Annotated in this window: 31 protein-coding genes; 2 read left to right on the top strand and 29 right to left on the bottom strand. The window is 68.5% G+C overall.

Translation table 11 applies throughout. The annotated features are described in order from the left end of the window. Positions 1 to 2: 2 nt before the first annotated feature. The 11 genes from ACTOWY_RS00885 to ACTOWY_RS00835 form a co-directional block, all read right to left on the bottom strand. Complete coding sequence (locus ACTOWY_RS00885; protein ID WP_441307668.1) at positions 3 to 560, bottom strand: RNA ligase family protein; 558 nt, start codon at positions 558 to 560, stop codon at positions 3 to 5. Beyond that, complete coding sequence (locus ACTOWY_RS00880) at positions 557 to 1,021, bottom strand: hypothetical protein (protein WP_441307667.1); 465 nt, start codon at positions 1,019 to 1,021, stop codon at positions 557 to 559. Before ACTOWY_RS00880 ends, ACTOWY_RS00885 begins: the two co-directional genes overlap by 4 nt. Beyond that, a complete protein-coding gene (locus tag ACTOWY_RS00875) occupies positions 1,018 to 1,281 on the bottom strand; it encodes a hypothetical protein (RefSeq protein WP_441307666.1) in 264 nt (87 codons plus the stop codon). Before ACTOWY_RS00875 ends, ACTOWY_RS00880 begins: the two co-directional genes overlap by 4 nt. Further along, a complete protein-coding gene (locus tag ACTOWY_RS00870; RefSeq protein ID WP_441307665.1) occupies positions 1,278 to 1,568 on the bottom strand; it encodes a hypothetical protein in 291 nt (96 codons plus the stop codon). Before ACTOWY_RS00870 ends, ACTOWY_RS00875 begins: the two co-directional genes overlap by 4 nt. Further along, a complete protein-coding gene (locus tag ACTOWY_RS00865) occupies positions 1,568 to 2,233 on the bottom strand; it encodes a recombination directionality factor (RefSeq protein WP_441307664.1) in 666 nt (221 codons plus the stop codon). The genes ACTOWY_RS00870 and ACTOWY_RS00865 overlap by 1 nt, the downstream gene beginning before the upstream one ends. Positions 2,234 to 2,383: 150 nt before the next feature. Then, positions 2,384 to 3,226 (bottom strand): hypothetical protein, encoded by an 843-nt coding sequence (locus tag ACTOWY_RS00860; protein WP_441307663.1) that lies wholly within the window; start codon positions 3,224 to 3,226, stop codon positions 2,384 to 2,386. A gap of 81 nt (positions 3,227 to 3,307) precedes the next feature. Further along, on the bottom strand, positions 3,308 to 3,949 hold the full coding sequence (locus ACTOWY_RS00855; protein WP_441307662.1) for a hypothetical protein: 642 nt from the start codon (positions 3,947 to 3,949) through the stop codon (positions 3,308 to 3,310). Positions 3,950 to 4,190: 241 nt separating this feature from the next. Further along, positions 4,191 to 4,745 (bottom strand): hypothetical protein, encoded by a 555-nt coding sequence (locus ACTOWY_RS00850; RefSeq protein ID WP_441307661.1) that lies wholly within the window; start codon positions 4,743 to 4,745, stop codon positions 4,191 to 4,193. Positions 4,746 to 5,298: 553 nt separating this feature from the next. Next, complete coding sequence (locus ACTOWY_RS00845; protein WP_441307660.1) at positions 5,299 to 5,541, bottom strand: holin; 243 nt, start codon at positions 5,539 to 5,541, stop codon at positions 5,299 to 5,301. A 52-nt stretch (positions 5,542 to 5,593) separates the two neighbouring features. Then, a complete protein-coding gene (locus ACTOWY_RS00840) occupies positions 5,594 to 6,505 on the bottom strand; it encodes a peptidoglycan-binding protein (protein WP_441307659.1) in 912 nt (303 codons plus the stop codon). Positions 6,506 to 6,594: 89 nt separating this feature from the next. Next, positions 6,595 to 6,789, bottom strand: coding sequence for a peptidoglycan-binding domain-containing protein (locus ACTOWY_RS00835; protein ID WP_441307658.1), 195 nt, complete (start codon positions 6,787 to 6,789; stop codon positions 6,595 to 6,597). Positions 6,790 to 6,822: 33 nt separating this feature from the next. On the opposite strand from ACTOWY_RS00835, the gene ACTOWY_RS00830 reads away from it, so the two are divergent. Next, positions 6,823 to 7,386, top strand: a complete 564-nt coding sequence (locus tag ACTOWY_RS00830; RefSeq protein ID WP_441307657.1) for a hypothetical protein — start codon at positions 6,823 to 6,825, stop codon at positions 7,384 to 7,386. A 47-nt stretch (positions 7,387 to 7,433) separates the two neighbouring features. Here ACTOWY_RS00830 and ACTOWY_RS00825 read toward each other — a convergent pair whose 3' ends face one another. The 8 genes from ACTOWY_RS00825 to ACTOWY_RS00790 all read right to left on the bottom strand — a co-directional run bounded on the left by ACTOWY_RS00825 (position 7,434) and on the right by ACTOWY_RS00790 (position 15,518). After that, positions 7,434 to 8,198 carry a hypothetical protein gene (locus tag ACTOWY_RS00825; protein ID WP_441307656.1) on the bottom strand — a complete coding sequence of 255 codons (765 nt, stop codon included), beginning with the start codon at positions 8,196 to 8,198 and terminating at the stop codon, positions 7,434 to 7,436. 10 nt (positions 8,199 to 8,208) lie between these two features. Continuing rightward, positions 8,209 to 9,312, bottom strand: a complete 1,104-nt coding sequence (locus ACTOWY_RS00820; RefSeq protein WP_441307655.1) for a hypothetical protein — start codon at positions 9,310 to 9,312, stop codon at positions 8,209 to 8,211. Further along, positions 9,312 to 10,352, bottom strand: coding sequence for a hypothetical protein (locus ACTOWY_RS00815; RefSeq protein WP_441307654.1), 1,041 nt, complete (start codon positions 10,350 to 10,352; stop codon positions 9,312 to 9,314). Before ACTOWY_RS00815 ends, ACTOWY_RS00820 begins: the two co-directional genes overlap by 1 nt. Before the next feature lie 8 nt (positions 10,353 to 10,360). After that, complete coding sequence (locus ACTOWY_RS00810) at positions 10,361 to 10,999, bottom strand: phage distal tail protein (RefSeq protein ID WP_441307653.1); 639 nt, start codon at positions 10,997 to 10,999, stop codon at positions 10,361 to 10,363. A 237-nt stretch (positions 11,000 to 11,236) separates the two neighbouring features. Beyond that, a complete protein-coding gene (locus ACTOWY_RS00805; RefSeq protein ID WP_441307652.1) occupies positions 11,237 to 14,683 on the bottom strand; it encodes a tape measure protein in 3,447 nt (1,148 codons plus the stop codon). 7 nt (positions 14,684 to 14,690) lie between these two features. Beyond that, positions 14,691 to 14,852, bottom strand: coding sequence for a hypothetical protein (locus ACTOWY_RS00800; RefSeq protein ID WP_441307651.1), 162 nt, complete (start codon positions 14,850 to 14,852; stop codon positions 14,691 to 14,693). Continuing rightward, the gene (locus ACTOWY_RS00795; protein ID WP_441307650.1) at positions 14,852 to 15,097 is read right to left on the bottom strand and encodes a hypothetical protein; all 246 of its coding nucleotides are present in this window, start codon (positions 15,095 to 15,097) and stop codon (positions 14,852 to 14,854) included. The genes ACTOWY_RS00800 and ACTOWY_RS00795 overlap by 1 nt, the downstream gene beginning before the upstream one ends. Positions 15,098 to 15,113: 16 nt before the next feature. Further along, on the bottom strand, positions 15,114 to 15,518 hold the full coding sequence (locus ACTOWY_RS00790) for an HK97 gp10 family phage protein (protein WP_441307649.1): 405 nt from the start codon (positions 15,516 to 15,518) through the stop codon (positions 15,114 to 15,116). A gap of 77 nt (positions 15,519 to 15,595) precedes the next feature. Between ACTOWY_RS00790 and ACTOWY_RS00785 the strand changes: the two genes are divergently transcribed. Beyond that, positions 15,596 to 16,375, top strand: coding sequence for a hypothetical protein (locus ACTOWY_RS00785; RefSeq protein ID WP_441307648.1), 780 nt, complete (start codon positions 15,596 to 15,598; stop codon positions 16,373 to 16,375). 23 nt (positions 16,376 to 16,398) lie between these two features. Here ACTOWY_RS00785 and ACTOWY_RS00780 read toward each other — a convergent pair whose 3' ends face one another. From ACTOWY_RS00780 to ACTOWY_RS00735, 10 genes are all read right to left on the bottom strand, one after another. Then, positions 16,399 to 17,403, bottom strand: coding sequence for a phage tail tube protein (locus ACTOWY_RS00780; protein ID WP_441307647.1), 1,005 nt, complete (start codon positions 17,401 to 17,403; stop codon positions 16,399 to 16,401). 199 nt (positions 17,404 to 17,602) lie between these two features. Beyond that, positions 17,603 to 18,040: a hypothetical protein gene (locus ACTOWY_RS00775; protein WP_441307646.1), complete on the bottom strand. Its 438-nt coding sequence runs from the start codon at positions 18,038 to 18,040 to the stop codon at positions 17,603 to 17,605. Next, on the bottom strand, positions 18,040 to 18,606 hold the full coding sequence (locus ACTOWY_RS00770) for a hypothetical protein (RefSeq protein ID WP_441307645.1): 567 nt from the start codon (positions 18,604 to 18,606) through the stop codon (positions 18,040 to 18,042). The genes ACTOWY_RS00775 and ACTOWY_RS00770 overlap by 1 nt, the downstream gene beginning before the upstream one ends. Before the next feature lie 6 nt (positions 18,607 to 18,612). Then, on the bottom strand, positions 18,613 to 18,822 hold the full coding sequence (locus ACTOWY_RS00765) for a DUF7302 family protein (RefSeq protein WP_441307644.1): 210 nt from the start codon (positions 18,820 to 18,822) through the stop codon (positions 18,613 to 18,615). Between the two features lie 77 nt (positions 18,823 to 18,899). Beyond that, positions 18,900 to 20,087 (bottom strand): phage major capsid protein, encoded by a 1,188-nt coding sequence (locus tag ACTOWY_RS00760; RefSeq protein ID WP_441307643.1) that lies wholly within the window; start codon positions 20,085 to 20,087, stop codon positions 18,900 to 18,902. A gap of 105 nt (positions 20,088 to 20,192) precedes the next feature. Beyond that, positions 20,193 to 20,762 carry an HK97 family phage prohead protease gene (locus ACTOWY_RS00755; RefSeq protein ID WP_441307642.1) on the bottom strand — a complete coding sequence of 190 codons (570 nt, stop codon included), beginning with the start codon at positions 20,760 to 20,762 and terminating at the stop codon, positions 20,193 to 20,195. Continuing rightward, positions 20,759 to 22,216, bottom strand: a complete 1,458-nt coding sequence (locus ACTOWY_RS00750; protein ID WP_441307641.1) for a phage portal protein — start codon at positions 22,214 to 22,216, stop codon at positions 20,759 to 20,761. The genes ACTOWY_RS00755 and ACTOWY_RS00750 overlap by 4 nt, the downstream gene beginning before the upstream one ends. Continuing rightward, the gene (locus ACTOWY_RS00745) at positions 22,213 to 22,362 is read right to left on the bottom strand and encodes a hypothetical protein (RefSeq protein WP_441307640.1); all 150 of its coding nucleotides are present in this window, start codon (positions 22,360 to 22,362) and stop codon (positions 22,213 to 22,215) included. Before ACTOWY_RS00745 ends, ACTOWY_RS00750 begins: the two co-directional genes overlap by 4 nt. A 10-nt stretch (positions 22,363 to 22,372) precedes the next feature. Next, entirely contained in the window at positions 22,373 to 23,842 is a 1,470-nt protein-coding gene (locus tag ACTOWY_RS00740) for a terminase large subunit domain-containing protein (protein ID WP_441307639.1), read from the bottom strand. Between the two features lie 6 nt (positions 23,843 to 23,848). Further along, complete coding sequence (locus tag ACTOWY_RS00735; protein ID WP_441307638.1) at positions 23,849 to 24,289, bottom strand: phage terminase small subunit P27 family; 441 nt, start codon at positions 24,287 to 24,289, stop codon at positions 23,849 to 23,851. Positions 24,290 to 24,382 lie beyond the last annotated feature (93 nt).

Below are 24,382 nucleotides of genomic sequence, written 5' to 3'. Positions count from 1 at the left end.
TCTCATGCCGCCAGCGCCTTCGGCACGTCGTCGCGGTCGAGCACCAGCTTGAACATCGCCCTGGCGGCCTCGTGGTAGACCACGATTCCCTCCGGGTTGACGTAGTCCGGCGCCGCGACAGAGCCGAACTCGCGTAGCAGCTCGGCGACCTCGGTGGCCTTGCCGGTGTCGAAGGGTCCCTCGTAGAGCACCGGCACCACCCCCAGCCCGGGAACCCGGGCCAGAGCCTCTGCGGCGGCGCCCCAGCGGTAGGTGTTGAACAGGGAGAACCGACGCTCCCGCAGGCCGTAGCCGCGCTGGATGCCCGCGCCCCACCACTCGCCGTAGTGGTGGCCTGGACCGAGGATCTCCCGGAGCTGCTCGGCGTTGCGGCTGACCCAGGCGGCGAAGCCGCAGTGGTCGCCCGAGTTGGGGGTGAGCAGGCGGTTGCGGGACTGGGCGCCGACCGTGCCTTCCTCGGCCACGATGATCGCGCAGTTGCACCCGTCGATCTTCTCGGTGATGACCATCCGCCGGTGCAGCCGCGGAGTTTTGGGCCAGGGCAGGAAGGTGATGCTCACGTGCCCTCCGTCTCGGCCGGAAAGTCCAGGTGGCTCAGCTGTTCCAGTGGAACGGCCAGCGGGAACGGCTCGTCCGCGTCGTGCTCGTCGAGGGCGAACCCGACGGCGTGCCAGGCCAGGCGCTGCCAGATGACCCGCAGGAGGACCACCAGGGCCTTGAGTGCGCGGTCTGGGATTGGTGTGCCGACCTTGCGGCAGCTGTCTGCCCACTGGTGGACGCGGGTGATGACCAGCTGGATGGTGGTGTAGCTGGCGAAGGCAGCCTGCTCGTCCTCTGCCAGCAGGGTGTCCAAGCCGAGGTCGGCGAGGAAGGCGCGGTGCTCGGAGTCGACCATCCGGGACTCCTCCGGGCACCCAAGCGCCTCGTGCGAGCGGGTCAACGGGTCTTGCTGAAGGAAGGCGGCCAGGCTCCCCAGGTGCGGGAGCCAGGCGACCACGGCACGTGGCTGGGATTCGGTCATCGTGGCGACTCCCCGGGGTCGTTGAGGTTGGCTTCGATCGTGGCGACGGCGGCGGTGAGCGCGGCGGCCAGGCCGAGCGCGCTGGCACGGTTGAGGACCAGGGCATGGTCCAGGCCCGCGGTGAACAGCCGAACCAGCAAGCCGGTATCCGGTTGCTCGTCGGGGACATCGACGGTGAGGTGCTCGTCCCAGAGTTGCCCGGAGGCATCCAGCGCCACCGGGAAGACCGCGTCAAACGCTGGCGGGTAGAGCTTTCTCACTCCGCTCCCTCCTGGTACTGGTGCAGCCGCACCGTCTTGGCGGCCAGCACCAGCACGTTGGCCAGCTGGATCGCCTCTTCGGCCTTGAGGATCAGATCGGGCAGGCGCCGGGTGGTGCCGTCGATGGACATCCAGATGAGGCGGTTGATCCCCGGCGCGACGGTGACCCGGGCCATGTAGTCATCGAGGTCGATCTGGGGTTTGCCGTCGTCGGCGATGTAGTAGACCGAGGCGTCCAGGACGTACCGCGTGCCCGGGTCGGCGTCCTCGCCTGCCTCGGCGGGCATCAGCTCTCCTCCGGTGCCGGGCGCAGATCGGAGATCACGGCCTTGTGGAAGGACTTGTTCTTGCCGGTGGTCTTGTCGGTCCAGCTGACCTCTTCCAGCCGCAGGATGCCGATGGCTGGGCCGTTGATCGCGGCCAGGGCGCTCTCGATGTCCCCGATGTCGCGGGCCATCGACCAGCTACCGGTCTCGTAGCGCCACAGGCCGAGGTCGGGGAACTCGGTGAGCTGGAACAGCAGGCTGATGCTCGGTTCACACCCGACCCCGTTGGAGGCGGCTTCCTTGCGCTCGCGGAGGTCGCGGGGGCAGGCGCAGGGCTGGCCGTCGCGCTGCTTGGCGCCGTCGCACTGTCGCAGGATCGTTTTGCGGCCGTACAAGCGCATCTCGGTGCGCAGCATCTTGGGGCTGGGAATGAGGATCTCGACCGCGTCCACGTCGAGATCGGTCTCGAACCCTTCCTTGCCCTCGGGGTCGTACTCGACGACATCGCTGCCACCGAACTCCTCGATGAGGGTCTCCAGCACCAGAGGATCATCGGAGGTGACTCGCCAGTGGTCCAGAGCGACCGGCCGTTTGCCCAGCAGCCGGCCCGCGCGGAAACGGCCTACGATGTCGGACTGCTCGCGCTTGCGGGCGGGCTCGTCGGCGAAGACTTCGCGAATCGACAAGGACTGTCCTTTCCGGACAATGAGCGCAGCTTGTCTGCTCTCTTCATCCACCTACCTGTTGTGGCGCAAGGAGTTCTGTACGCCCCTGGAGGGGAAACAAAAAAAGCCGCCGACCGGAAGGTGATCCGGTCGGCGGTGGAGTGGAGGAACTCAGGCGGCGCGGCGGCGCGGTGAGGCGATGGTCCTGGTCGGCTGGACCACCCCGGCGCGCTCGGGGGTCAGCGGCGCTCCGAGCACGGTGCCCTGGATCTCGCGATCCCACCGGAACACCTCGCGCAGGGACAGGAAGGCGTCGAAGACGTCCTGCTCGATCCGGATTGGGACAAGCTTCCAGGCTGGCTGGGTCGGATCGTCGGTGTCCGGGCGCAGATGCAGCACCGCGGCCGAGGTGATCTCCGGCAACGGATCTCGGGTGCCGTCCGGCCGGAGGATGTAGTCGGCATGGGCGTAGGCGGCCAACTGGAGTGCGACGTCGGCGTGCACGCCGCTGCGGGTGGTCTTGTTGTCGCCGATGACGATGTCGGAGCCGATCCGGGCGATCCAGTCGAAGGAGCCGGCATAGCCGTACCGCTCAGACCACACCGTGGCCTCCAACTCCAGCCACTCCGGCTGGTAGGTCTCCAGGAACTCCCGGAACCCCGTGGCGAAAACCTCGATGTCCGGGTGCAGCCGACCAACCGCCTGGCCACGTGCCAGCCGTTCGCAGACCTCGTGCACCTCGGTGCCGATGTCGGCCGCGGCGGCGGTGTCGCGCCGGTAGGAGCGCTTGAGGAAGTCGATCGCGGCGGGCCTGTCGCGCATGGCGATGCCGACGACCTCACCGAGGAACTCCACCGCGGACTCCGCGGTCTTCTTGGCGGCCCAGGCGGTGAGGAAGCTCTTGGGCAGCATCCCGACCACCGAGGTGACCCCGGGGACCCGGTCGTTGGTCTGCGGGTGGATGTAGAAGCGCGACCCGCCGCGCTGGATGGTGCGAACCTTGGGAACGGTCATTCATAGCCTTCGGGCTGTTGGGGACTTCTTCCCCGACCGTTGGCTACCTGTATGCGGCGTGCCTGTTCTGTCCCTTCAGGATCAGGGCGCCAGGTCCAGGTTCTCGATGTCCCGGGGGTCGATCACCAGGTCGGTCCCGCAGGGCCGGTGTGTCCAGGGGCCGTCGTCGAACTGCTTCTGCGACATGCGCCCCGCTGCTCGCCCACAGGCCGGGCAGAGCACGCGGAAGCGGCGGTCCGTCGCGCTCGTGAAGGGGGAGAACCCGCCGCGGAGGCTTGGCCAGACTTCGAGGAGGACGTGCAGCGGCTTGCGGTACCGGGCACGCGCTTCCCGGCTGAGGGCGACTTCGTAGAACCGCATCGACGTCGAGTCGTTTGCGGAGGGCGGGTGCACCAACTCCAGATCCTCGGCGACCCCGAGGAACGAGTAGAGGTGGTGGCGGAGGTTGGTCGAGAGCACCTTGATGCCGCGGGTATCGGCCAAGGCGTGGGTCGCGCTGTGCATGAGAGCCTGCGCAGCGCGGTCGCCGGTCTCGATCACCAAGGGGTCAATCACCACCTGCACGTTGCCCTCGTTGATCTGGGTGGGGCGAACACACTTCGCGTGCCGCTTCTTCGTCGGCCCGACGACAACCACCGCGTCCGGTAGCTCGGATTGCACGAGGATCTTGGCGGCATCCCACATGCCCTGGAGGGCATGCCGCGCGGCGCCGAGATCATCCATGGCCCGGAGAATACCTGTAAGGCGGACACACATCGGCGCGGACTGCGAGATCGTCAGCCCTCATTTCGGGGACGCCCGCGGTCGACAGGGGGATACTTCCGCGCGTCCGCTTTGTGGTAGCGGGGAACTCCTCTGCTGGTCACGCAGCCGAAGTCCCAGAACTCCGCGCCCTCCGGCACCGTGACGAACGAGCGGAGAGTTGATCCATGCTCACACGGGGATACCTGAAGAAGTCGCATGGTCAGTACTCCGACAGCACGGTCGCCATGACCTGGTGAACCTGGTCTTCGAGCTGAGCGAGATCGCCGTTGTTCCGCAACAGCCGGTCCACCTCGACCTCGGCCAGCTCGTGCTCGGACACGTGGTCGTTGGCCGGCAGGGCGGTGTCCCGCTGGATGCGCCAGACCTGGTCGGCGAGGAAGACCTCGTTGGCGAAGCGCAGGTCGGTGATCACCCACGGTCCTGGCGAGCTGGTGAGCTGGCGGGCTGCGATCTTGACCCAGGCGTCACGGTCGACAATCTCGCGCACAACCTCCGTGCCGAGCCGCTGGAGAAGGCGTCGAACCTCGTTGTGCTGCTTGGCCTTCTCCCAGCCCTGCTCCTGCACGAGGCGGGAAACCCGGACGTTCGCACCCCGCAGACTGGGAACGATCGGGTCGAGGGCGAGCAGGGCAGTTCGGACCGGGTCGGCCAGGGCGAGGCGGCTGTAGCCGTAGCGGAGGCACAGGTAGTCGGCGACCGAGTCCTTGCCGGAGCGCGCGGGACCGACGAGACCGATGGTGGGCAGAGTCGACATGTGCAGGTACTGACTGCGGAAAGCCGGGACGTGTACGCCTGTTAGCCTGTCTGGCGCAAGGCGCTTCCGTATCCGCAGCACTCGCCTTGAACAGAAGCCAAGTCAGAGACGGCCTGACAGCGAAGATCCGCCCCTGTGTATGCCAACGCGCGTCGGGCGGATCACCTCTTCCTGAGCCGGAGAGGCCCATTTCAACCACACCTGGGCGAGACAACTGAATACGCCAACTAAAGCAATGCCGATGGCTCAGGTCGGCTCACCCTTTGCTGAGGTCGGTGTAGTGTCACTTTCAACTACCCTGCTTGTAGTCGTAGCAGGTCCCGTATCGATCGCATTGGTCGCGCTCGCCGGACTAGGTTTGATCTTGCGCCAGTTCGATCGCATCTGCACCAGGCCAGACGCGCCCGACCCGGTCGATGCGGCCACGCGGTTTGAGGCTCTTCGGCTGGTCGTTCGCGAGTATTTCGAGGGCCTGGCACGGGTTGTTCGCATCCAGTGTCGTCGTCCCGCAACGCCAAAAGCGCCCCGCTCGTTGCGAACGGGGCGCAGAGGATCAGTCGAGTCGGCTCCGCCTGGTGCTGACCAGGCTCGGAGTGCCGAGATCGCCGACCGGGCCGGACGAGGCGACCGAGGTGAGCAGTGAGAGCAGCGCCGCCATGCCGGCCGCGGACAGCGCGGCTGTCCAAGGCGCGTTCAGCAGGCCGATGCCGTCCGCGCCGAGCACCGCGACGAGCGTCTGGGCGAGGGTCTTGAGAGCGCGCTCAGCGGCGGAGCGCCAGAATACAGAGGTCCACAATGGACGAACTGCCTTTCGTTGAGGGTTGGGGCAGCGGCAGAACTGCGGCTGCCTACAGGCCAAGCACGGTGCGGGTGCGCGGGCCGGCCACGCCGTCGGCCTCCAGGCCCGCACGGCGCTGGAGTTCCTTCACGGCGTTTTCCGTTGCGGTACCGAAGATTCCGTCCTCGGTGAGGCCGAGGTGCGGGTACCAGCGGTTGAGGACGCGCTGGAGGGATCGGACAGCGTCACCCTGCGCGCCACGCTGGAGCGCCGGGTCCGCAGGCGGATGAGCGCTGCCACCGTCAGGAACAGCAGGCTTGCCGCCCAGCCCGGACTGGATGCGCCGCCAGGTTGCCGGTCCGACAACGCCGTCGGCGACGAGTCCCTGGTTGGCCTGGTACCGCTTGACGGCTGCTTCGGTTGCGGGACCGAAGATTCCGTCGGCGGGGGTGACACCGAGGTAGCGCTGGACGAGGGCGACGTCGGCTCCGCGGGAACCACGCTGGAGGGTGGGTCGCCCTCCGGGAGGAGGGGTACCACCGCCCCCGGGCAGGTTGGCGGCGATGCGCTGGGCCTCGGCGCGGTTGACGATGACCTCGAAGTGCATCTCGTCCTTGCGGCCGGTGTAGTCCCCGCCCCAGCGCAGGCCAAGCTGGCGTGCGCGGGCGGAGATGGCGCCGCGGAGGTGACCGGGGACGGTGCCGAACTTGCCTAGCGGGTGCTTGGGCGCATTGAGGTCGATGGCGGTGCCGCTGGCGTGGTTGGAGAGCTGGCCGCTACCGGAGATGGGGCGGTAGTTGTGGCCCCAGCAGCCGGGATTCATCAGTGGCTCAACGTGATCGCGCCACCAGACCGCGATGGCCAGCAGGAGCGGGGCGGCGTCGCGCTGGAGCGGGACGCGGATGTCGGTGCCGGGGATGGTGAAGGTCTCGACGCCGATGGCGGCGCGGTTGGCGGATGCGGGCCAGCCGTTCTGGCTCACAGGCAAGTGGTGGTCTCCAATGAGGGCATGGCGAAGGCCCGGCGGTCGCCGGGTTCGCGGTAGCTGGTGGTGGGGAGGAGCGTCAGGCGCTACTGGGCCGTAGGAAGGCCAAGCGCGCGTGTGGTCGCGTCGTCGAGAGCACCCGTGACGGGAAGACCGCAGTGGGCCTGGACGCGGCGCAACGCGCTGGCGGTCACCGGGCCGAAGACTCCGTCGACGCGGACGCGGACGAGGCCGGTGAGGTTGATGCGCACCTGGACGGCTCGGGCAGCATTCGAGGACATTGATGCTGGGACGCGTTCAGCTAAGTTCTGTGTATGCATCGGGCAATCAGGATTTTGGCCGCCGACGAGCCGAACGCTGCGGACTGGCTAAGCGCGTGGTCGGACTTCGCGACGGCTCTGATCACACTTGGAACCCTCGGCGCCGCGATCGCAGCCGCCATCGCGACGTACGGGACCCTGAAGGCCCAGTCCACCCAGCTTGCCGAGGCCCGTGTGCAGGAAAAACGTGCTCAGGCAGGCCAGTTCGCGGTCTGGCTCAGCGGCGACATGACCGTGTCGTTCTCAAACGCGTCCAATCAGCCCATCTACGACGTGCTGATTCGCTTCGAACATGATGGCGTGTCGAGGAAGGCAACCCGACATCTCGTGTCACCCGATCATCTCAACGGCCGTTTGCCTGCGATCACGGATCAGCTCCGCGTCGATCTCCAGGTGCGGCGCGAAGTGCTGTCCAAGCCGACCGCCGAGTCGATTGAGGCGCTGAACAGGGAGTGGTGCCAGGCAGGTCTGAGCGTTGAGTTCACCGACGCGCATGGATATCGGTGGCGACGTGATCCGAAGGGCCGGCTCGCCGAGGTCCCTGAGCAGCGAGACTGACGCGCTCGACGGCCGCGCTCGACCGGCGTGGTCGTGTAGTCGCTGACCTAGTACGGCAAGGCCAGGAGGCTCGGGGTGTTTAGCCGCCCGGCAGCCGCGCCGTCGTTCGGGGCCGCAACGCACCGCGTCCGGGAACGAATCTGGTAGTAGCCAGGGGTGATACCGCGGTGGATGTAGGCGAACGTTCCCTGCATCCGCACGGTTCCGGCCGTTGAGGAGACGGCGAATGCGCGGTTCTCCGCAGGGGCAATGAGATCCGGGCCGGCAAGTTCCCAGGAGTAGTAGGTCGTGGTGGAACGGCCGGTGGCGGTGAGATCCGCGGTGGCGAAGACGATCAACCTGCCGGTACGGATGTGGACCTGGATGTCTGGGCCGGTGCTCACCCACGCCGCGTTAGGAACAAGGTCCCGCTGGACAGTGTTGTCCCGGCCGTCCGGCCCGGAGGTCAGCGCGAGCAGCGGTATCGTGGTGCCAGTGATGGGCTCGGTCTGCGACAGGCCGTAGCTTTCCCCAGGTAGGCGCCCTATCCGTATCCGTTCCTCGGCTTGACCGACGGCGGCGCTCGGGTCGTAGATGGTGAGCGCGTAGTTGCCCGCAGCGTCTGGGGCCAGTACCGCGGCATCGCGCCCGTTGGGTGCCTGGGCGCGAATGATCCCGTTGTCCCGCAACACGATTTCGCCACCGACGGTGAGCGTCCCGTTGACCGACGCAGTGTGATCCAAGGGATTTCGGCGCTTGAGGGCATCGATGTCGCGTCGGAGCGCGGCGAGTTCGGCGGCCAGGGACGGCGGGAGCCGGGGGTCTGCGGGCATGGCGCTGCTCCTAGGCGGTCTGGGGGAGGTCAGGGTCGGAGGCCAGGGACACGCGCACGTCCTCGATGCCGTCGACGATGTCCACCGACAGCTCGCCGATGAGGTAGCGGGCGTCCACGTGCAGCAGGCCCGCGTCGGCGATGAACCGGGCGGTGTGGCCGGCACCGTAGGAACCCAGGGCAGGCTCTGCATCCGGGGTGATCGACAGGGTAGGGACGATGATCGGTGCGGCGCCCAGGCGCAGCATGCCGTCGGCCTTGCCTCGCAGGGTGAGCGGCTCCGAGACGGTGGAGAAGGTCTCCGCTCGTTCCAGCAGCGGCAGGCCCTCGGTTCGGGCGATCCGCGTCTGGATCGGGGCCTCCGCACCAGAGCCTTCGCCGATCGCGTCAGCGCGGTTGGTCAGCAGGGTGCCGTCGCGGGTGATGCGGCTGGTGACTGCGCAGTTGCGGCCGAGGTCGAAGGTCAGGTTCGGCGGGGCGGCGCCGGGGGCGATGACCTCCACGTAGGTGGTGATCGTGGCGCGGTGGGCATCCCAGCGGTGGACGTAGCGGAAGCTGAAGTCGTCCAGGTCGTCGGTGAGGTTCTCGATGAGCTGGCCGTAGGAGTGGCGCTCGTAACCGAGGTAGTTGCGTTCGCTGGTCGCGCCGAGAGGTCTGATGCGGCTCGTGTCCACGCCGATGTTGCCGCTGACGTGCGGCCAGATCGGGAAGTTGGGGCCGTTGTCCTGGGCGTGGTCGAGCAAGCCCTTGACGATCATGGCCCGGTCGGTGGTCGGCGGGAACGACAAGTTGACGCGGAGCAGTCGGCGCCGGAAGTAGGAGTGGTAGCCCTCACCGTTGAGGGTCAGTTCGCCGGTGGCCAGGTCGATCTCGGTGGTCCAGAAGATCGCGCCGGCCAGCACCACGCCGTCGCGCTCGACCCACAGGGTGGTGCGTCCCTCGGCGAAGGACTCCGGCCCCAGCCCGCTGACCGGTCCGGGTTCGAGGGGGATGGTGACGCTGATCGAGCCGGGGGCGTTGCGGGTCTCGGTGTAGCGGGCGGCGGTGGCGGGCAGTTCGCCGAGGATGCGGCGGGTGAGCAGGTCGCCGTAGAGGAAGCGGTACTCGGCCGGCATTAGGCGGGCCTGGGCGGGGTCGCCGGGAACAGCCGCGCCCACAACAGCCCGTTGACCCGGGAGCTGGAGAACCCGCCGTCTCCGTGGACCTTGGTCGCGCGCAGGAACACCGTGGTGGTGCCGGTGAGCACTGGAGAGGACTGCACCGCCGAAACGGCCAGCTTCACCCCTGCCACCTGTGCCTCGTTGCCGACGTAGAGGTTGATGATCGGGCCGGTGATCAGGTTGTTGAGCAACACGTGGCCGTCGTAGCGGCTGTTCTCCACCGAGTACTCGAAGCGGAAGGACGTGTCCAAGACATAGGGGAAGCCGGGGTCGGGGATGACCAGGCGGGCCAGCTCGATGTGCTGGTCCCGATTGCCGGTGTGCGGGGCGATGTCGACGGTTTGGTAGGGCCGGGACAGCAGTCCGCCGGGGCGGTCGTGGTGGAGGTAGCGCAGGGGGAAGTCGGGGTGCTGCTCGTCGTAGACGATCCGGCCCGGGGCACCGGCGGGCGCGGCGCGGTCGGAGCCGAGCCGGTGTACCCCGCCGACGGTTTCGACGAAGGCCCGGAGGTCGTTCACCCCCGGCGCGGTGATCGCGGTGGCGCGGGCAGGAACGACGACGTGCGCCAGGGCCAAGTAGACGGCGTCGGTGGGAAGCGGCGGGGCGACCGGATTGGTGGCGGGCTGGCCCTCGATGACGCGGAAGTCCACCGCGGCGGGGCGGCCACCGGAGTACTCCGGGTCCACCACGCGGATGGCGACGACGTCTACCCGCGGGGCGATGTCACTGGCCGGACCGATCGGCACTCGTTCGTCGGAGATGTTGCGCACCAGGTAGGAGCCCTGGGTGGTGTCCTGCTCGCCCCGCAGCATCGCGCCGCCGCCGCGGACCAGTACGGCCATCTCCGGGGTCGGCATCGGGGTGACTGCGAGGGAGTCCCTGCCGCGGTTGATCACGCCGTGGCCGCGGTCGGTGAGGTAGGCCAGCATCTCCCGCAGGTTGGCGGCGGAGTACTCGCCGGTCTGGAGGAAGAGCGGATTTGCCTGTAGCGCCAAGGGGTTCCTTAGATCGTGGCGGGGCGCCAGGTGACAGTCATGGACGAGGTCGGCCCTGGGCTCAGGTGCGGGGGGCTGCGGTAGCCCATGCTGATAGGCACGCCCGGGGGCAGGGTCCACCAGCTCGGGCGGGACACCAGGGAGGAGTAGCGCGAGGCGGTCCCGTTGAGCAGCACGGTCCGGCGGGCGAAGTCAATCTCCAGGAACTCGTCGGCGCGGAGGTTGAGGTCGAGGGCGAGGTGTTGCCCGGTGGTGAAGTTCATGACCCGCGGTGAGGGGATCGGGCCGGTGAGCCGGACGACCGGGTCGGTGTCGGTCGAACCGGTGTTGAGCACGGTGACCGCGCCGGCCGGGCGGATCGGGCCGAACCGCAGTGGGAACCGCAACGGCGGGGTGAACCCGGGCTGCGGTTGTGGCGGTCCGACGGTGGCAGTCTGGGCGGGGCCGAAGATCCGGGGCTCCGGACACCAGAGTTCGACCACGACTTCGGCACGGCCGTAGAGGTAGTCCGGGTAGCGCATCGGGACGGTGCGGCGGCGTACCACCGCGGAGACCTCCGAGAGGAGTCCGCCGGCCACCCCGGGTAGCTGGAAGGTCAGCGGTGCTGGGGGCTGGGAGGGGCTGAACGCGGCGATGAAGGCGTCCACAGTGGCCTGGAACTCGGCGGGGTTGGGCGCCCATAGCTCGATGGTCAGGGTGACCGACCGTCCGCCGAGGACGTCCTGACTGAGGAAGACACCGTGGGCACGGAGCCGAGCGCGGTCGCTGGTACGGATCTCGGGGGCGTCCAGCAGGCCGGCGACCTCGACCAGGGAGTAGGCGGTGCCGGGGCCGGTGACTAGGCCGCGGTAGGCGATCTGCCAGTCCTGGGTGATCAGAAGCGTCTACCTCCCAAGGGTTTTCACCGCGAAGGCGACGCTGCGGCCGATCTCGTCGGGGTGGGCGTTGGTGTTGGCGTTGACGGTGATCGCGTAGTGGTTGATCACCGATGGGGCGGCGACCAGGCTAGTGGGCGCGTCCGAGGCCAGGGGCTCGCCCATGGTGCGGGCGGCTTGCGCGAGGATGGCCAGGCTGCGGTGCTCCCGGTTGAGCGGGATGAACGCTTCGCGGCCGGATGTCCGGTCGCCGACTACGCGCCAGAAGTTCGGGCGCACGATTGAGGCGATGGCCGAACTCATCTTGGACATGCCCTGGATTCCGCGGATGCCACCGGATGCGTAGAACTCGTAGATGTTGCCCATCGCGTTGGGGCCGAACAGTTTGGCGAAGAACTTGACCGTGGCGGAGAAGGGCTGACTCAGCCAGCTCTTGACCTCGGCTTTGGCCTTGTCGGTGTCCGCGGTGATCTGGACTTGCTTGTTCGGCAGCTGGGTGACCTTGTAGCCGAACTGCTCCAGCTTCTTCGCCTCGTCCAGCGCGGTCGAGTCGACGATGACCGTCTTCTCATCCGGAACGTCGATTACCTTGGCACGCAAGGTGTTCAGGTGCCCTTGGGCGGCGAGCATGCCGGGCTGGGAGATGAGCGTCTGGACCTGGTCGGGCAGCAACCCGTAGGCGTTGGCGAGCTGGTTGGCCTGCTCGCGGTTCAGCCCGGCCGCTTGCGCCTGGCGCACGAACTCGTCGCGGGTGCGCTGGGCCTCGGCGCGGGCGGCGGCCAGGGCGGTCGGGACGTCCTGGCCGTTGGCGATGGCCATCTGGTAGGCCGCGGTCGCCGAGGAGTGCATCGCTTCGCGGGTGCCGGTGAGCACGTCGAGCAACCGCCGGCCGCTGTCGGTGGTGGTGTTGATGGAGCCGTTGCTGTTGAGCATGTTCACGTGCAGCTTTCCGGCTTCGCCGCTGGCTGCCCGGACGGCTTCCTTGACCCCGCTGAGTCTCTCGTTGAGTCGGGCCGCGGCCTGCTCGGCGGAAATTTGTCCGCCGGAGAGCGCGTCCAGGGCCGTGTTGAGGGCGCGGGCCTTGCTGTCGGCGTCGGCGGTGTTGTCCGACAGGACCGACATCGCCTCCGACAAGGACTTCATGCTCGGGTTGGTGTTCTGTGCGGCGCCGTTGGCCTCGCGCCAGGCGTCGATGGACTCGCGGGTCTTGCCGGTGACGTCGATCCAGCTGTCGCGCAGGCCCTTCAGCGGGCCGGTGGCCTGCCGGAGGCGCTCGCCCAGGCCCGCGATGCTGGTGCTGGTGCCTTCCTGTCCGGAGCGCAGATTGTCCAGCACCCGGTTGTAGTGCTCCAGCTCGGTGGAGCCGCCGAGCATGGCCGTGATGAGCTGGTCCATGGACATGCCGGTGGCCTGGAGGACCGCGTTCAGGTCTTCCTGCGACAGCGTGGAGCGGATGGTCTCCTCGGTCTTGCGCCGCATGGACTCCTCACTGCGGCGGGTCGCCTCGGCTTCCTGGAGTGCTGCGGCGACCAGGTCCTTGGTGGACAGACCGAGTTCCCGGGCGGTCTTGAGCGCCCCGGCGTCCTGGAGGGACTTGGCGACGTGGGCGTGGGTGGCCTGGGTGATCGCACCGGTGTTGCGGTCGAGGGTGTCGGTGAGCTGGGAGACGGCCTGGTGGTGCGCGCGTGCGCGCGCGGCGGCGTGTTCCTGCCGTCCGGACCAGAGCGACAGTCCGATGATGGCCGCGCCGATGGCTAGGCCCCAGGGACCGCCGAGGGCACCGACCAGGCCGGTGACGGCGTTGCGCAGGCCGCTACTCAAGGCGTTGGCCGCGCCACCCGCCGCGCGGGCGTAGGTGTCGAAAGCCGGGGCTGCGCCCCGCAACGTTCCGGCCACGACGCCCGAGGCGTTGGTGAGGGCGTGCTGTTCGGCGATCCAGCGGCCGGCCGCGGTCGCACCGGAGGTGTAGGAGTCGCGCATCTCCGCCGCGGTGGTGAGCAGTCCGCGGAAGCCGGGGACGACGCGCTGGGCGGTGACGGACATGGTCACCATGGCCGCGCCGAGCTTGCCGACCTCGACGCCGTTGGCGCGGGCGAGGGCGGACTGGACCTGGAGGTGGTCGGAGAACGCCTTCATTCCCGTGGTGGGGAAGGTGTTGGCCAGCCGGGGCAGCAGTAGCCGCAGCGCGGTGAGGGCCAGCAGGGCTGTCTGTACCGGGCCGGGCAGCGCCTCGAAGGCACTGGCCGCGGCCTCCAGTACGACCAGTAGCGGGCTGGCGAGCTTGGCCAGCACGACGACGGCTTGTGCGGCGACCTTGATCACGGCGGTGAAGGCGGTAGCCGGGCCGGTCGGGCTGCTGAGGGCGTCGATGAGCAGGTCCCGCAGGGCGGTCAGCGCGGGCAGCGCGGCCTTGAACACCGTCCCCACGGCGAGGCCGATTGCCCCGAAGGTGGTGACCAGCGAACCGCGGGCCTTGGTGGCGTACTGCGCCAGGGCGTCGAAGGCGGGCTTCGCCCAGGTCCGGACGGCCTGCCAGATTCCGGCGATCTTTTCCCGGATCTCGGTGTAGACCCCGGCGGCGCGCAGGGTGCGGTGCAGCAGGATCGCCTTGCGGATGAAGGCGGCTACCGCCTCGCCGCTGCGCTGGATCGCTGAGGTCACACCGGGGAAGGCGCCGGTGGCCACGGGCTTGATCGCCTCGGCGATGGCGCTGAAGGCCAGGCCGAACTCGCGCTTGAGGCCGGTGCCCATGCCCTTCCAGGTCCCGGACAGCTTCTCCGCGGACCCGCCGAAGGCCACCGTCGCGGCGGTGCCGTCGCGCAGGCCGTCCATCAGCATGGGCAGGTAGGTCGCCGACATCAGCTTGCCCTGCTCCATGAGCTTCATCAGCTCTTCGCGGGACTTGCCGGTCTTGGCGGCCAGAATCCCCATGCCGTCGATGCCGAGTTCGGCAAGCTGCTGGGTCAGTTCCTCGGCCTGGATCTTGCCCTTGGCGCTCATCTGGCTGAGGGCCTTGATGAACCGCTCGATCTGGTCGGTGCCCATGCCCAGGCCGGCGGCGACGTCGATGACGGTCTGGAGCATCGGGATGACGTTCTTGGTGGCCACGCCGAGGCCGACCATCTGCTTGGCTCCGTCGACGAGGGTGGTGACGTCGAAGGGGCTCCGCCGGGACATCTCGACGAGCTGGTTGTACATGGCGGCGCCGCGTTCGGCGGAGCCGAGCATGTTCTCCAGGGCCAGCCGGGCGGCCTCGATGTTCGCGGCGTACCGGCCACCGAAGAAGACGCCCGCGGCGGCCACGGCGGCACCGACTTGGGCGACCTGGCGGGTGGCGGAGGCGGCGAAGCGCCCAATACGGCTGCTGAGCTGGTCCAGGCCGGTGGCGGTCTGCCGCAGTGCCCGGGACACCGAGCTGGCGTCACCGAGGATGGTGATGCGGATGGGTTTCGCCACGGGGCTCCTAGACGATGCGCGGTAGCCGCTCGTATCCGGAGTCGGCGTCGCGGCGGGCGTGGACCGCGTCAGCGGCGGCGGTGTGCAGGGCGATGACCTCGCGCCAGGGCAGGGTGCGCAGGTCGGTCATCGTCAGGCCGGGGTAGGCACCCAGCAGACGGGCCAGCATCACCGTCCGCTGGGCTCGTGAGGGTTTTCCTTGTCCACCAGCACGATCCGCTCGTTACCGGCCTGCTCCCAGGTGAACTCGGGGTCCTCGCGGCGGCGCACGATGAAGGCCAGGGCGCGCAGCATCCGGCCCTTCTTGCCCACGGGGTCGCACAGGATGTCGAAGGGAGTGTCGGTGACGTCCTCGATGAGTTCGATCTCGGCCACGGACAGGTCGTTGATGTCGGCGGTGAGCGCCTCGGACAAGGTGGGGTGTCCTCTCTCAGGTGGTGTTGATGCGTTGCAGGGCACGGGCGATGGCGTCGCGGAACTTCTCAGCCGCGGCGTCGTAGCGGCGGCCCATCGCGCGCCAGATGAACCGGTCCGCGGTGATGTTGCGCGGGGGGCGGATGCGGCTGGCCGGGACGCCGAAGTGGATCGGCCCTGCGTAGGGGACGCGGGCGGAGGTGCCGGCCATGACGTACGCCTTGGACTCCGAGGCGGTGCCGCGCACGCTGGCGGCCAGGCGGCCGGTCCGGCGCGGCGCGGTGGACTTCGCCTCGGCGGCCACAAGGTCGGCGACCTCGACGTGAGCGCCGCGGAGGGTGCGGCGCATGGCGTTGCGGTCCAGGGCTCCCAGTTCGCGGCGGAGTTCCTTCATGCCCTCGACGTGGATGCGGGTGTGCACAGCAGTCCTAGTAATGTTCAGGGGAATGTCGTCGAAGTAGACCGAGCTTAGCGACCGCTGTTGACAGAGGAGGTTTTGTGACCGACGAGACTGAGGGCGTTGACGAAGAGGTCTCAGATTCGCCGGAGGTATCGAGAATCCTTCGATGGACTGCCGGTATTGCAGCCATAGCTTCTGGCGGCGCTGGCGCGACGGCAGTCTTTATCACGAGCAATCAGGCGGGAACTGCGGTCCTACTTGCTTTTTCGGCACTGCTTACACTCATTGCCCTTAGTGGTCGCCTTCCAAGTAAGTTGAAGTTTGGCGATCATGAAGTATCTATGCCGATCGCAAAAGCAATCGCGAAAAAGATTGACCAGGCCGAGCCTGATGATGCCAAGGAGCTCGTTGAGGCGGTAGCACTTTCCCACCCCGGGGCCTTTTCCGGTCAGGGTTTTATTGGCTACCCCAGGATTACTTACGAACGTAGAGCGCGAACTTACGAAGTGGCGGTAGCCAGGGCGCTGCGGTCATTTTCGGCGTCAGATCACAGGGTTGAAGTGGAAGGTGGCCCTCAGCTCGGTTTTGTGCACATCAGAGCGAGAGATCAAATAAAGACCTACGCGTACCGGAATGCCTACGGTGCCCCGGGGCATGGAAAGATATCTGCACTTAAAGAGGTGATCGAAAGCGCCAAGCAGACTCGCTTTTCTGGATTCATTTTCTTTACCAGTGAATTCGCTAGTGTGGATGTACGCGTAAACAGGATTGAAGTCCCGGCAAATGTCCACATTGTGCAAACCGGTGAAGATGCGTCGGAAGTGATGCAAGCGGTCTCGGAGGCACTCCACAACTTGATCCGCGAGACCAGTGCTTGAAGCGCGCCTGCATGTGCATCGGATCAGAGTTCGGCATCGGTGGTGACGTAGGTCGCCGAGACAGCCGGAGTGCCGGTTCCGGGGTCGAGTACGCGGAAGGGCAGCGGCTGCTTGGTGAGGTCCTCCAACGACATCTCAGGGCTCTCGCCGGAGAACTGGATGACCGGGATGCGTAGCGCGAACTGGCTGTGCACACCGGAGGCGATCTGCGGCCCGGACCAGGTCGCGGTCAGCTCACATGGCGTGCCCTCGACGTAGGCGCGGTAGATGTCGGTGGAGTCGAAGTCGATCTCCAGCGAACCCTCGTAGGTCGGGACCTGGCTGCGGAACGGCCGGGTCTTCCGGCCGCCGTTGATCAGCCGGTACCGGTCGGCCTTCATACCGAAATTCGCGTTCAGCTCGAACTTCGACGGCTCGAAGACCACGTCGCTCCCGGCGACCTTGAGCTTGATCTCGCATTCGCTCCAGGCGAAGGGGACCGCGGTGGCCGGGTAGGTCGGCGTGCCGGCCGGGACGTCGAGCTTGACGTCCTGGAAGTCGAACCCGGCCTTCACCAACAGGTTCTGGTCGACCTCCTGGGTGAAGGAGGCTTCGGTGACCACGCAGCCCAGGTGAGTGAAGGGGACGATGCCGCCGGATACCTTGGGTCGCTGGGCCTGGACGGTCAGCGACAACGGCGACTCGTCGACCGCGACGCCGAAGGTCCACTTGGTGGCGACCTTGGCGCCAGGCTGGCCGGGTGCCTCGACGTCGGTGGCTGTCGCGGTGGTGAAGATGCTGGCTAGCAGCAGGCCGGCGCCGGAGGTGAGCAGGTCCAGTTCGATCTCGCCGGTACCGCCCTTGTGGACGGGGCGGCGGCGGTCCGCGCGGACGGTCTGCATGCCGGGGCGGAACCCGACCGACTCCAGGTACTCGGTCTGGCGCTTCCAACTGTCGTTTTTGGCTTCATAGCCGCGATTCAGCGCGGCGGGCGCGGTGCCGTAAGCGGTTTCCTTGCCCACGACGATCGCGCCTTGCAGGACACTCATCCCTGCGGCTCCTCAAGGGGTGTGCTCGGGGGCGTGGCCTGCCAGTGCGGATCGCCGTGCAGGGTCTCGGCCTCGGCGGCGGTGAACGCGGCGCTCTGTCCTCGATGGACAGTCAGAAGGCGGGACGGGAGCACGACATCGGCGGCCTCGAACGGCCCGATGTAGGTCAGATGTGTTGGTGTGTCAGGGCTGTCCGCTCCTAGGGCAGGCTGGCCATGACGCGGAGCTGGAGTTCGACGTGGCAAATCGGTCCTTCGCCGGATTCGTTGGTGTTGGACCGCAGGGCTGCCATGACGACCGACTTGACGCCGGGGACCGCGTGGGAGAGAACGGGATCGCGGGCGAGCATCTCCTCGATGCGACCGGTCAGGTCGATGGCGCGGGCCTCGGTCTCCTGGGGGTGGGTGCCGACGACCTCGATGTGGACCTCGACGGTGTAGGTCTCCTGGCGGCGGACTGTCCCGGCGCGGAAGGCGGTGGGGGCGGCCTCGGACATGTCGGTGGCGCCCAGCCAGACCGAGGTCCGGCGTCGATCGGCGCGGTCGCCGTAGAGAACTTGGATGGGCTCGTCGGCCAGCAGCTCGGTGATGCGGCGGTGCAGCTCGGCCTTGACCGCGGCGATGGTGACGCGGGCCATCAGGCCGTCCCGGGAGCGCGGTGGGAGTGGCGCAGCAGGATCGCGTCCACGTCCGGCAGGCCGGTGGGTCGGCGTTCGGAGGCGGTGGCGAAGATGATCTGCCCGTACTCCGACTGGGCGGACACCGCGCGGTCCGGGATGCGGGAATCCAAGTCCCGCAACCAGAATCGGGCGAGGGTGTCGGCGGCGAAGACGATGTCGGGCGGCGCCTGGGCGGTCTCACCGGCGGTGCCCTGGACTTCGAGCACGCCCCGCAGCCGGGTGGGCAGGTAGATCGTGGCGGTGAAGGACTCCACCCGCCACTGGGAGACATCGAGGTCGGTGTTGGTCTGCACCAGGCGGGCCGAGGTGATGCGGCGCGGGTAGATCACCGGCAGCGCGATCCAGTCGGTTCCGGTGGCGGCGGCCCACTGCTGGAAGACCTTGTGTTCCCAGCTGGTTTCGGTGACGTCGTCGATGATCGTCTCGGCCCACGCGATGGCCGCGGTGACGTCGGTGTCGGGGTAGAGCGCGAGGTTGTCGAAGCCCTCGGCGGCGCGCACCGAGGCGATGGTGGTGTAGGCCATGGGCGGCTACCGCTGTTCGCCGCGGTCGGGGAGTTCGGCGCTGCGGGCGGTGCGCTTGCCCCGGCGCGGGGCATCCGGCGGCGCGTTCTCGGCGACGGGCTGGGCCAGGCCGACCTCGATGAGGCGCTGGCCGGTCTCGGCGTCCACCTCGGCGAGGTCGCCGGCCGCGTAGTTGATGTCCCTGCCGCTGATCGCGGTGAGCATCCAGACCTTCATGCGTGCTCCGTTTCTGGACGCGGAAGCGCGCTCCCGGAGTGGTCACGGGGGCGCGCTTCCGTTGGCGGGGCTGGGAATCAGGCTGCGGTCTTGACCAGGGTCACCGCACGGTCGTCCATCAGCACGCCGTCGGCGCGCTGGATGAACCGCCAGCTGATCTGGTCGGTGTTGAACGCGACGTGCTCGGAGCGGTCGACGTGCAGGGCACCGGCGAAGCGCACGTAGTAGGCGGAGAGGTCGCCGAAGGACATGACCTTGGCGTCCGCGGCCAGCGCGGGCACGGCGACGTCGTTGAGCACCGGCTTGCCCAGGATCGTGCTGGGCTCGCCGACGCGCAGGGACTCCTGCCAGAGGTAGTTGCCGGTGTTGTCTTTGAGCTTGCGGATGCTCGCGGCGGTGGAGTCGTGCATCAGCCAGGTGGCCGCGCGCCGGTACGGCGGGATCAGCGTGTGGTAGATGTCGATCAGCTCGTCCGCGGTGACCGCGGTCTTGGCCGCCAGGGTCTTGCCGACCGGTGCGGCGGTGAACAGCCCCTTGGGCTTGCCCACACCGTCACCAACCAAGAAGTGGCGGTTCAAGCCGTCGGCGAAGGCCGGGCCGGCCTGGGAGACCAGGTAGCGGCCGAGGTCGAAGATCGAGTCCTCCAGGATCTCGCGCGTGGCGAGGACCCGGTAGGCGTACTTGAAGGCGTTGATCTCCACGTGCGGCCCGAAAGACGGGTCAGACTCCGGGATGGCGGCGCCTTCACCGACGATGGTGGCCGAGCTGTAGCCGGTGACCTTCGGCCAGTACAGCCGCTCGCCGGAGTCGGTGCGCAGCACCGTGGCGCCCGCGGTCATCACCGAGGAGAGTTCGCGGATGTACTCGAACATCGCGCCGTAGACGTCCCTGAGCTTGATGTCAGGGTCGTCGACCCGGTTGAGCTGGCGGGACTCGGTGGCGGTGAAGGCGGTGGAGCGGACCTCGCCGTTGAGCAGGCCGGCCAGGCGCTGCTCGTACTCCTCGACCAGCCCGTCCAGCTTGCCCTTGGCCTGCTCGTGGCGGGAGGCCACTCCGGCGCGGGCGGCGCCGTAGTCGCGCTCGATCGCGTCCAGCGCGTCCTTCTCCGCCTGGGCGAGGCGGGTGATCTCGTCGTTGAGCCGCTGTTCCTGCTCGACCTCGTAGGCGGTGAGTTCGCGGCCTTCGGTGGCATCGGCCAGGCGGCGCAGTTCGACGACCGCGCTCTGCCGTGACTCGAACGCCCTCTTGGCGTCCTCAATGGACATACGTGTGCTGTCTCCAGATCACGGGCAGCCAGAGAGCCAGCCCGGAGGGGGTGAAGGGAACCGCGCGCTATCGGGTGCGCTGCGGGGATGCCGGGACCAGAAGGGTCACGCGGCGGGCACCACACGCCGCGGCACGCGCTTGGGCGCCGGGGGTGTGGCAGGGGTGCGGGCGGTACGCCACGCTTCGAGGGACCGCATCGCGGCCTCTGCCTGCGGGTAGGCCGGGACGGTGACCGGGCCGATGTCGACCACGGTGATCCGGGTGAGGGTGCGGCGTACGAGGCCGTCGCGCTCTTCCCACTCGTCCTCGTCGGCGAAGAAGGTGAAGGAGGACCCGGCGATGTCGCCGCGGCGCAGTAGCTCTGCCCAGTCCCGCCCTGCGGTGGTGTCGGGCATGTCGACCTCGTAGCGCATGCCGCGGGCGTCGGGGACCAGGCGCAGGGTGCCGGAGCTGAGCCGGCCGAGGACCAGGTTGCGGTCGTGGTTGGCCAGGGCGAGGACGTCGCCGTGGTGGGGCTCGTAGCGCACGTCGGGGGCGATCTGCTCGACGAAGCCGCCGAGGTCGCGCGACCACTGGCCGTAGACCCAGGCGTAGCCGGTCATCGTGGTCCCCGTGGCGTCCTGGGCCTGGCGGTGTTCCACCGGCAGGGTCAGGGTGCGGTGCTCGGGGGTCACGTGGGTTTTTCTCCTTGCGGCACAGTGGGTTTCTGGTCTGGTGCTGTCGGTGGCGGGCCGGGAGGCGGGGTGCCGGCGGGAGGGTCGCCGAGCCCGTCGCCGTGGCCGGGGGCACCGCCGCCGGGGTACTCCGGGTCAGGGTCGGGGTGGGTGGCCTGCTGGAGTTCGATGGCCAGCTTCTCCGCGGTGAGGCGGGCGATCTCGGCCTTGTGCTCCTGCTCGGCGGCCTGGCCCTCGGCGCGCTCCGTGTTCGGGCCGAGTGGCCCCATGTTGAGCGGGACGTAGGGAGCGGTGCCGATGCCGTCGGGGTGCGGCGGGAGGTCTTCCTCGGCCCGGATCTCGTCCATGGTCTTGATGCCGTACTGGATGGACCAGATGTGGGACTGGAACCGCTCTTCCAGCGAGCCGCGGAGCAGCTCGTCCATGTTGATGCGGATGTAGGTGTCCAGCGGGGTGTCCGGTTCGGTGCGGGCCAGGCGGGTGAGCGCGTGCTCGACCCGGGTGACCCACGGCCGCAGGGTGTGCTGGGCGAACATGGCGTTCTGCTCGGCCAGCCCGGAGCCCCATGAGGTGGACTGGCTGGCATCGGCCAGCAGGTGCACCGGGACGCAGAACAGCCGCGCGACATCGGCGACGCCGTACTTTCGCGTTTCGAGGAACTGGGCCTCGTCGGGGCTCAGCGAGATGCGCTTGAACGCCGCGCCCTCGGTGAGCACCGCGAGGCCGCCCTGGGCGTCGCGGCCGTGCAGCTGCTTCCAGCGCTGGGTGAGGCGGTTGGCGGCCTCGTCGCTCATGCGGCCGGCGGTTTCGATGACCGCGGTGGGCATCGCGCTGTTGCCGAAGAACTTGGCGCCGTACTCCTGGGCGGAGAGAGTGACGGCGATGGACTGGGAGGCGGCCTTAATCGGGCTGACGCCCAGGTGTTCGCCGGGCATCTCGATGCCGACGATGTGCACCAGGTCGAGGTTGGGGGTCAGGCGGCGGCCGTTGACGTGGTAGGTGATCCGGCCGTCCTCATCGGACAGTGCGACCAGGCGCGGGTCGAGGACCACCGCGGCCAGGATGCGGCCGTATCCGTTGCGCTCGACGAGGAAGTAGGCGTTGCCGTTGAGTAGCAGGGAGACGATGAGCTGGCCGATGAAGCGGATCTGGTTCATCGATCCGCGCGGCCCGCGGGGCTCCTCGATCCACTTGGGCAGCGGCTGGGCGGTGCGGGTGCCGTCCTTGCCGCGCCGGAAGGTCTCGATTGGCAGCGTGCTGATGGTGGAGCTGATGATGTTGACGCAGCCGTAGACCGCGGACAGGCGCATCGCGGTGGTGGCGTTGACGCGCAGGCCGGTCTTGGTGTCGTAGTTCTCCAGCAGGAAGCGCTGGAGTTCCGGGGTGAAGGAATCGAGGCTGATGCCGCGTTGCTCGGGGCTCCCGCGGCCGAAGATCCGGTCCAGGAGACTCACTCAGCGGCCTCCCGGGTGGGTGAGTCGAGCACGAGGGCGGCGCGCAGCAGGGCGGCGCCGCAGACCAGCGGGGCCAGCGGCAGCCAGGCCATGCCGGCGCCCACGGTGACCAGCACCAGGCCGAGCACGGCGAGCAGGGAACGCAAGCGGGAACTCCTAGGAGGCGAGGATGAGGAGTTCCGGTTCGCCGGGATCGGCGTAGAAGAGGGCTCGGTGATGCGCGATGACGGCGGCCACAGCCGCGTCGATGAAGCGCTTGGAGCTGCGGAACTCCTTGGAGATGCGCCCGCCGCGGTGGTCCTCCTTGAGGATCGCGTTGGCGACGTGGCGTGCGAGAACGGCGCTACCGTCGTGGGAGAGGTGTCCGTCCCGGGCGGCATCGGTGAAGGTCTGGGTGGCCGGGATCATTCGGGCCAGGGAGCTGGTCGGGAACTCCACGACGGGCAGCCCCTCGTCTGACATCTCCTGGAGCGTCTGTTCCCAGCGGTAGGGGTCTGCGGCGATCTCGACTACGCGGTAGGTCCGGCAGACCTCTTCGAGGACGGCCTTGACCTCGTGCAGCGGGACGCGCCAGTCCGGGTCGTTGCGCGGGGCTTCCCAGATCCGGATCGGGACCAGGTGCCGGTCGCGCACCCGGCAGGCCACCAGCGCGGTGGAGTCCGAGCGCCAGCTACCGTCCGCTCCCACCACGATCTCGTCGCCGGGCTCCAAACCCTCGGACTTGAGCAGCTTCTTCCAGGTGCCGTGCGGCAGCCAGGTGGTGCCGCCGCGGACGAACTGGCTGAGCCGGTAGATGCGGAACGCGGCCTCGCTGGTGCGCTGGACCGCGGCCTTGAAGTCATCCGCGTTGAGGATCGGGTAGGCCGGGTTGCAGGCCCGCCAGACCGCGGGGTCGGTGTGCTCGACCTCCTCATCCGGCAGCGGACCCCAGGAGCGGTAGAAGAAGGAGGGGTCGGTGATCTCGCCGGAGTTGACGCGGCGGCCGTAGGCGCACAGCTCGGCGAACTCGCCGTCCGGGTCGGGGCCGGCGGTGCTGATGACCCAGAACATGGGCTGGTTGCGGGCGGCGCTGCCCAGGGTGAGGGCGTCGAAGAGGTCGGCGTTGCGGGCGAAGGCGTACTCATCCAGCGAGCAGGCCGAAACGTTGAGGCCCTGCTGGCGCCCGGCGTCGGCGGAGACGACGCGGTAGGTGCCCCCGTTGCGGGGGTTGGTGATCGAGTCGCGGTGGACGATGAGCAGGCGGGACAGCTCCGGGGAGGACAGCACCATCTTGCGGGCGGCGTCGAAGACCATCCTGGCCTGGTTGCGGTCGTTGGCCGCGGCGATGACCTGGGGTTCGGCGTCGGCCCGGTCGGCGACCAGGTGGTAGAGCATGATCGCGGCGGCCAGGGTGGACTTGCCGTTCTTGCGGGCCACGCAGACCACGCAGGTGCGGTGTTGGCGCTGGCCGTGCTGGTCGAGCCGGTAGGCATCCAGCAGCAACTGCTTCTGCCACCGGGCGAGGCGGAACGGCTGGCCGGCGTGGCTTCCGACCAGGCGGCAGAACTTCTGGATGAACGCGATGACGCGGTGCCCCTCGGTGGGAAAGTCCGCCTGGCCGTCGCCGTAGTAGTCGGCGTCGTGCACGGGCGGCTACTCCTCCAGGAAGGCGTCGAGTTCGTTGCGCAGCTCGGCCGCGGACAGGCCCAGGCGAATGCGCGAGTCGGGGTTGAGGCCGAGGCGGTCTTCGAGGTGGGCGAGCTTGGTCTCGATGGAGTCCACGGCGCGCAGCGCGGGGTGCACCGCGGGCTGGCCGGTGGAGCCGACGCTGACGTAGCCGTCCTCCGCGGCGATCTCCAGCAGGAGAAGGCGCCGTTCGTGGAGTTCGGCGTAGCGGGCGATGGCGAAGTGGTCGGTGGTGGCGACGTAGGCGCCGGAGCCTGCGGCCCAGACCTCGTTCCACACGCGCCGGCCGTTCTCGCCCAGGGTCTCGGGTGGTGTGGGGGCGGATGCGGGGACCAGCTGCGTGTTGTCGGGCGTCGCGGCGGCTCGTGGCCTGCCTTCGCGGCGATCAGGCGCTTTCGCGCGGCTCATGGAGTTCCCCTGGGTGGGCTCGGGTCAGGCCCGGCTGACTGGGGGTCGTCGGGGCGGAGTGGGGATGCTGCGGGTGCGCTCGACCGCCGTGCT

This window comes from Crossiella sp. CA198 (assembly GCF_052078295.1).
Taxonomy (GTDB): Bacteria; Actinomycetota; Actinomycetes; order Mycobacteriales; family Pseudonocardiaceae; genus Crossiella.
Note: the sequence above shows the minus strand (reverse complement) of the source record. Positions and strands in the feature narration are given on the sequence as shown.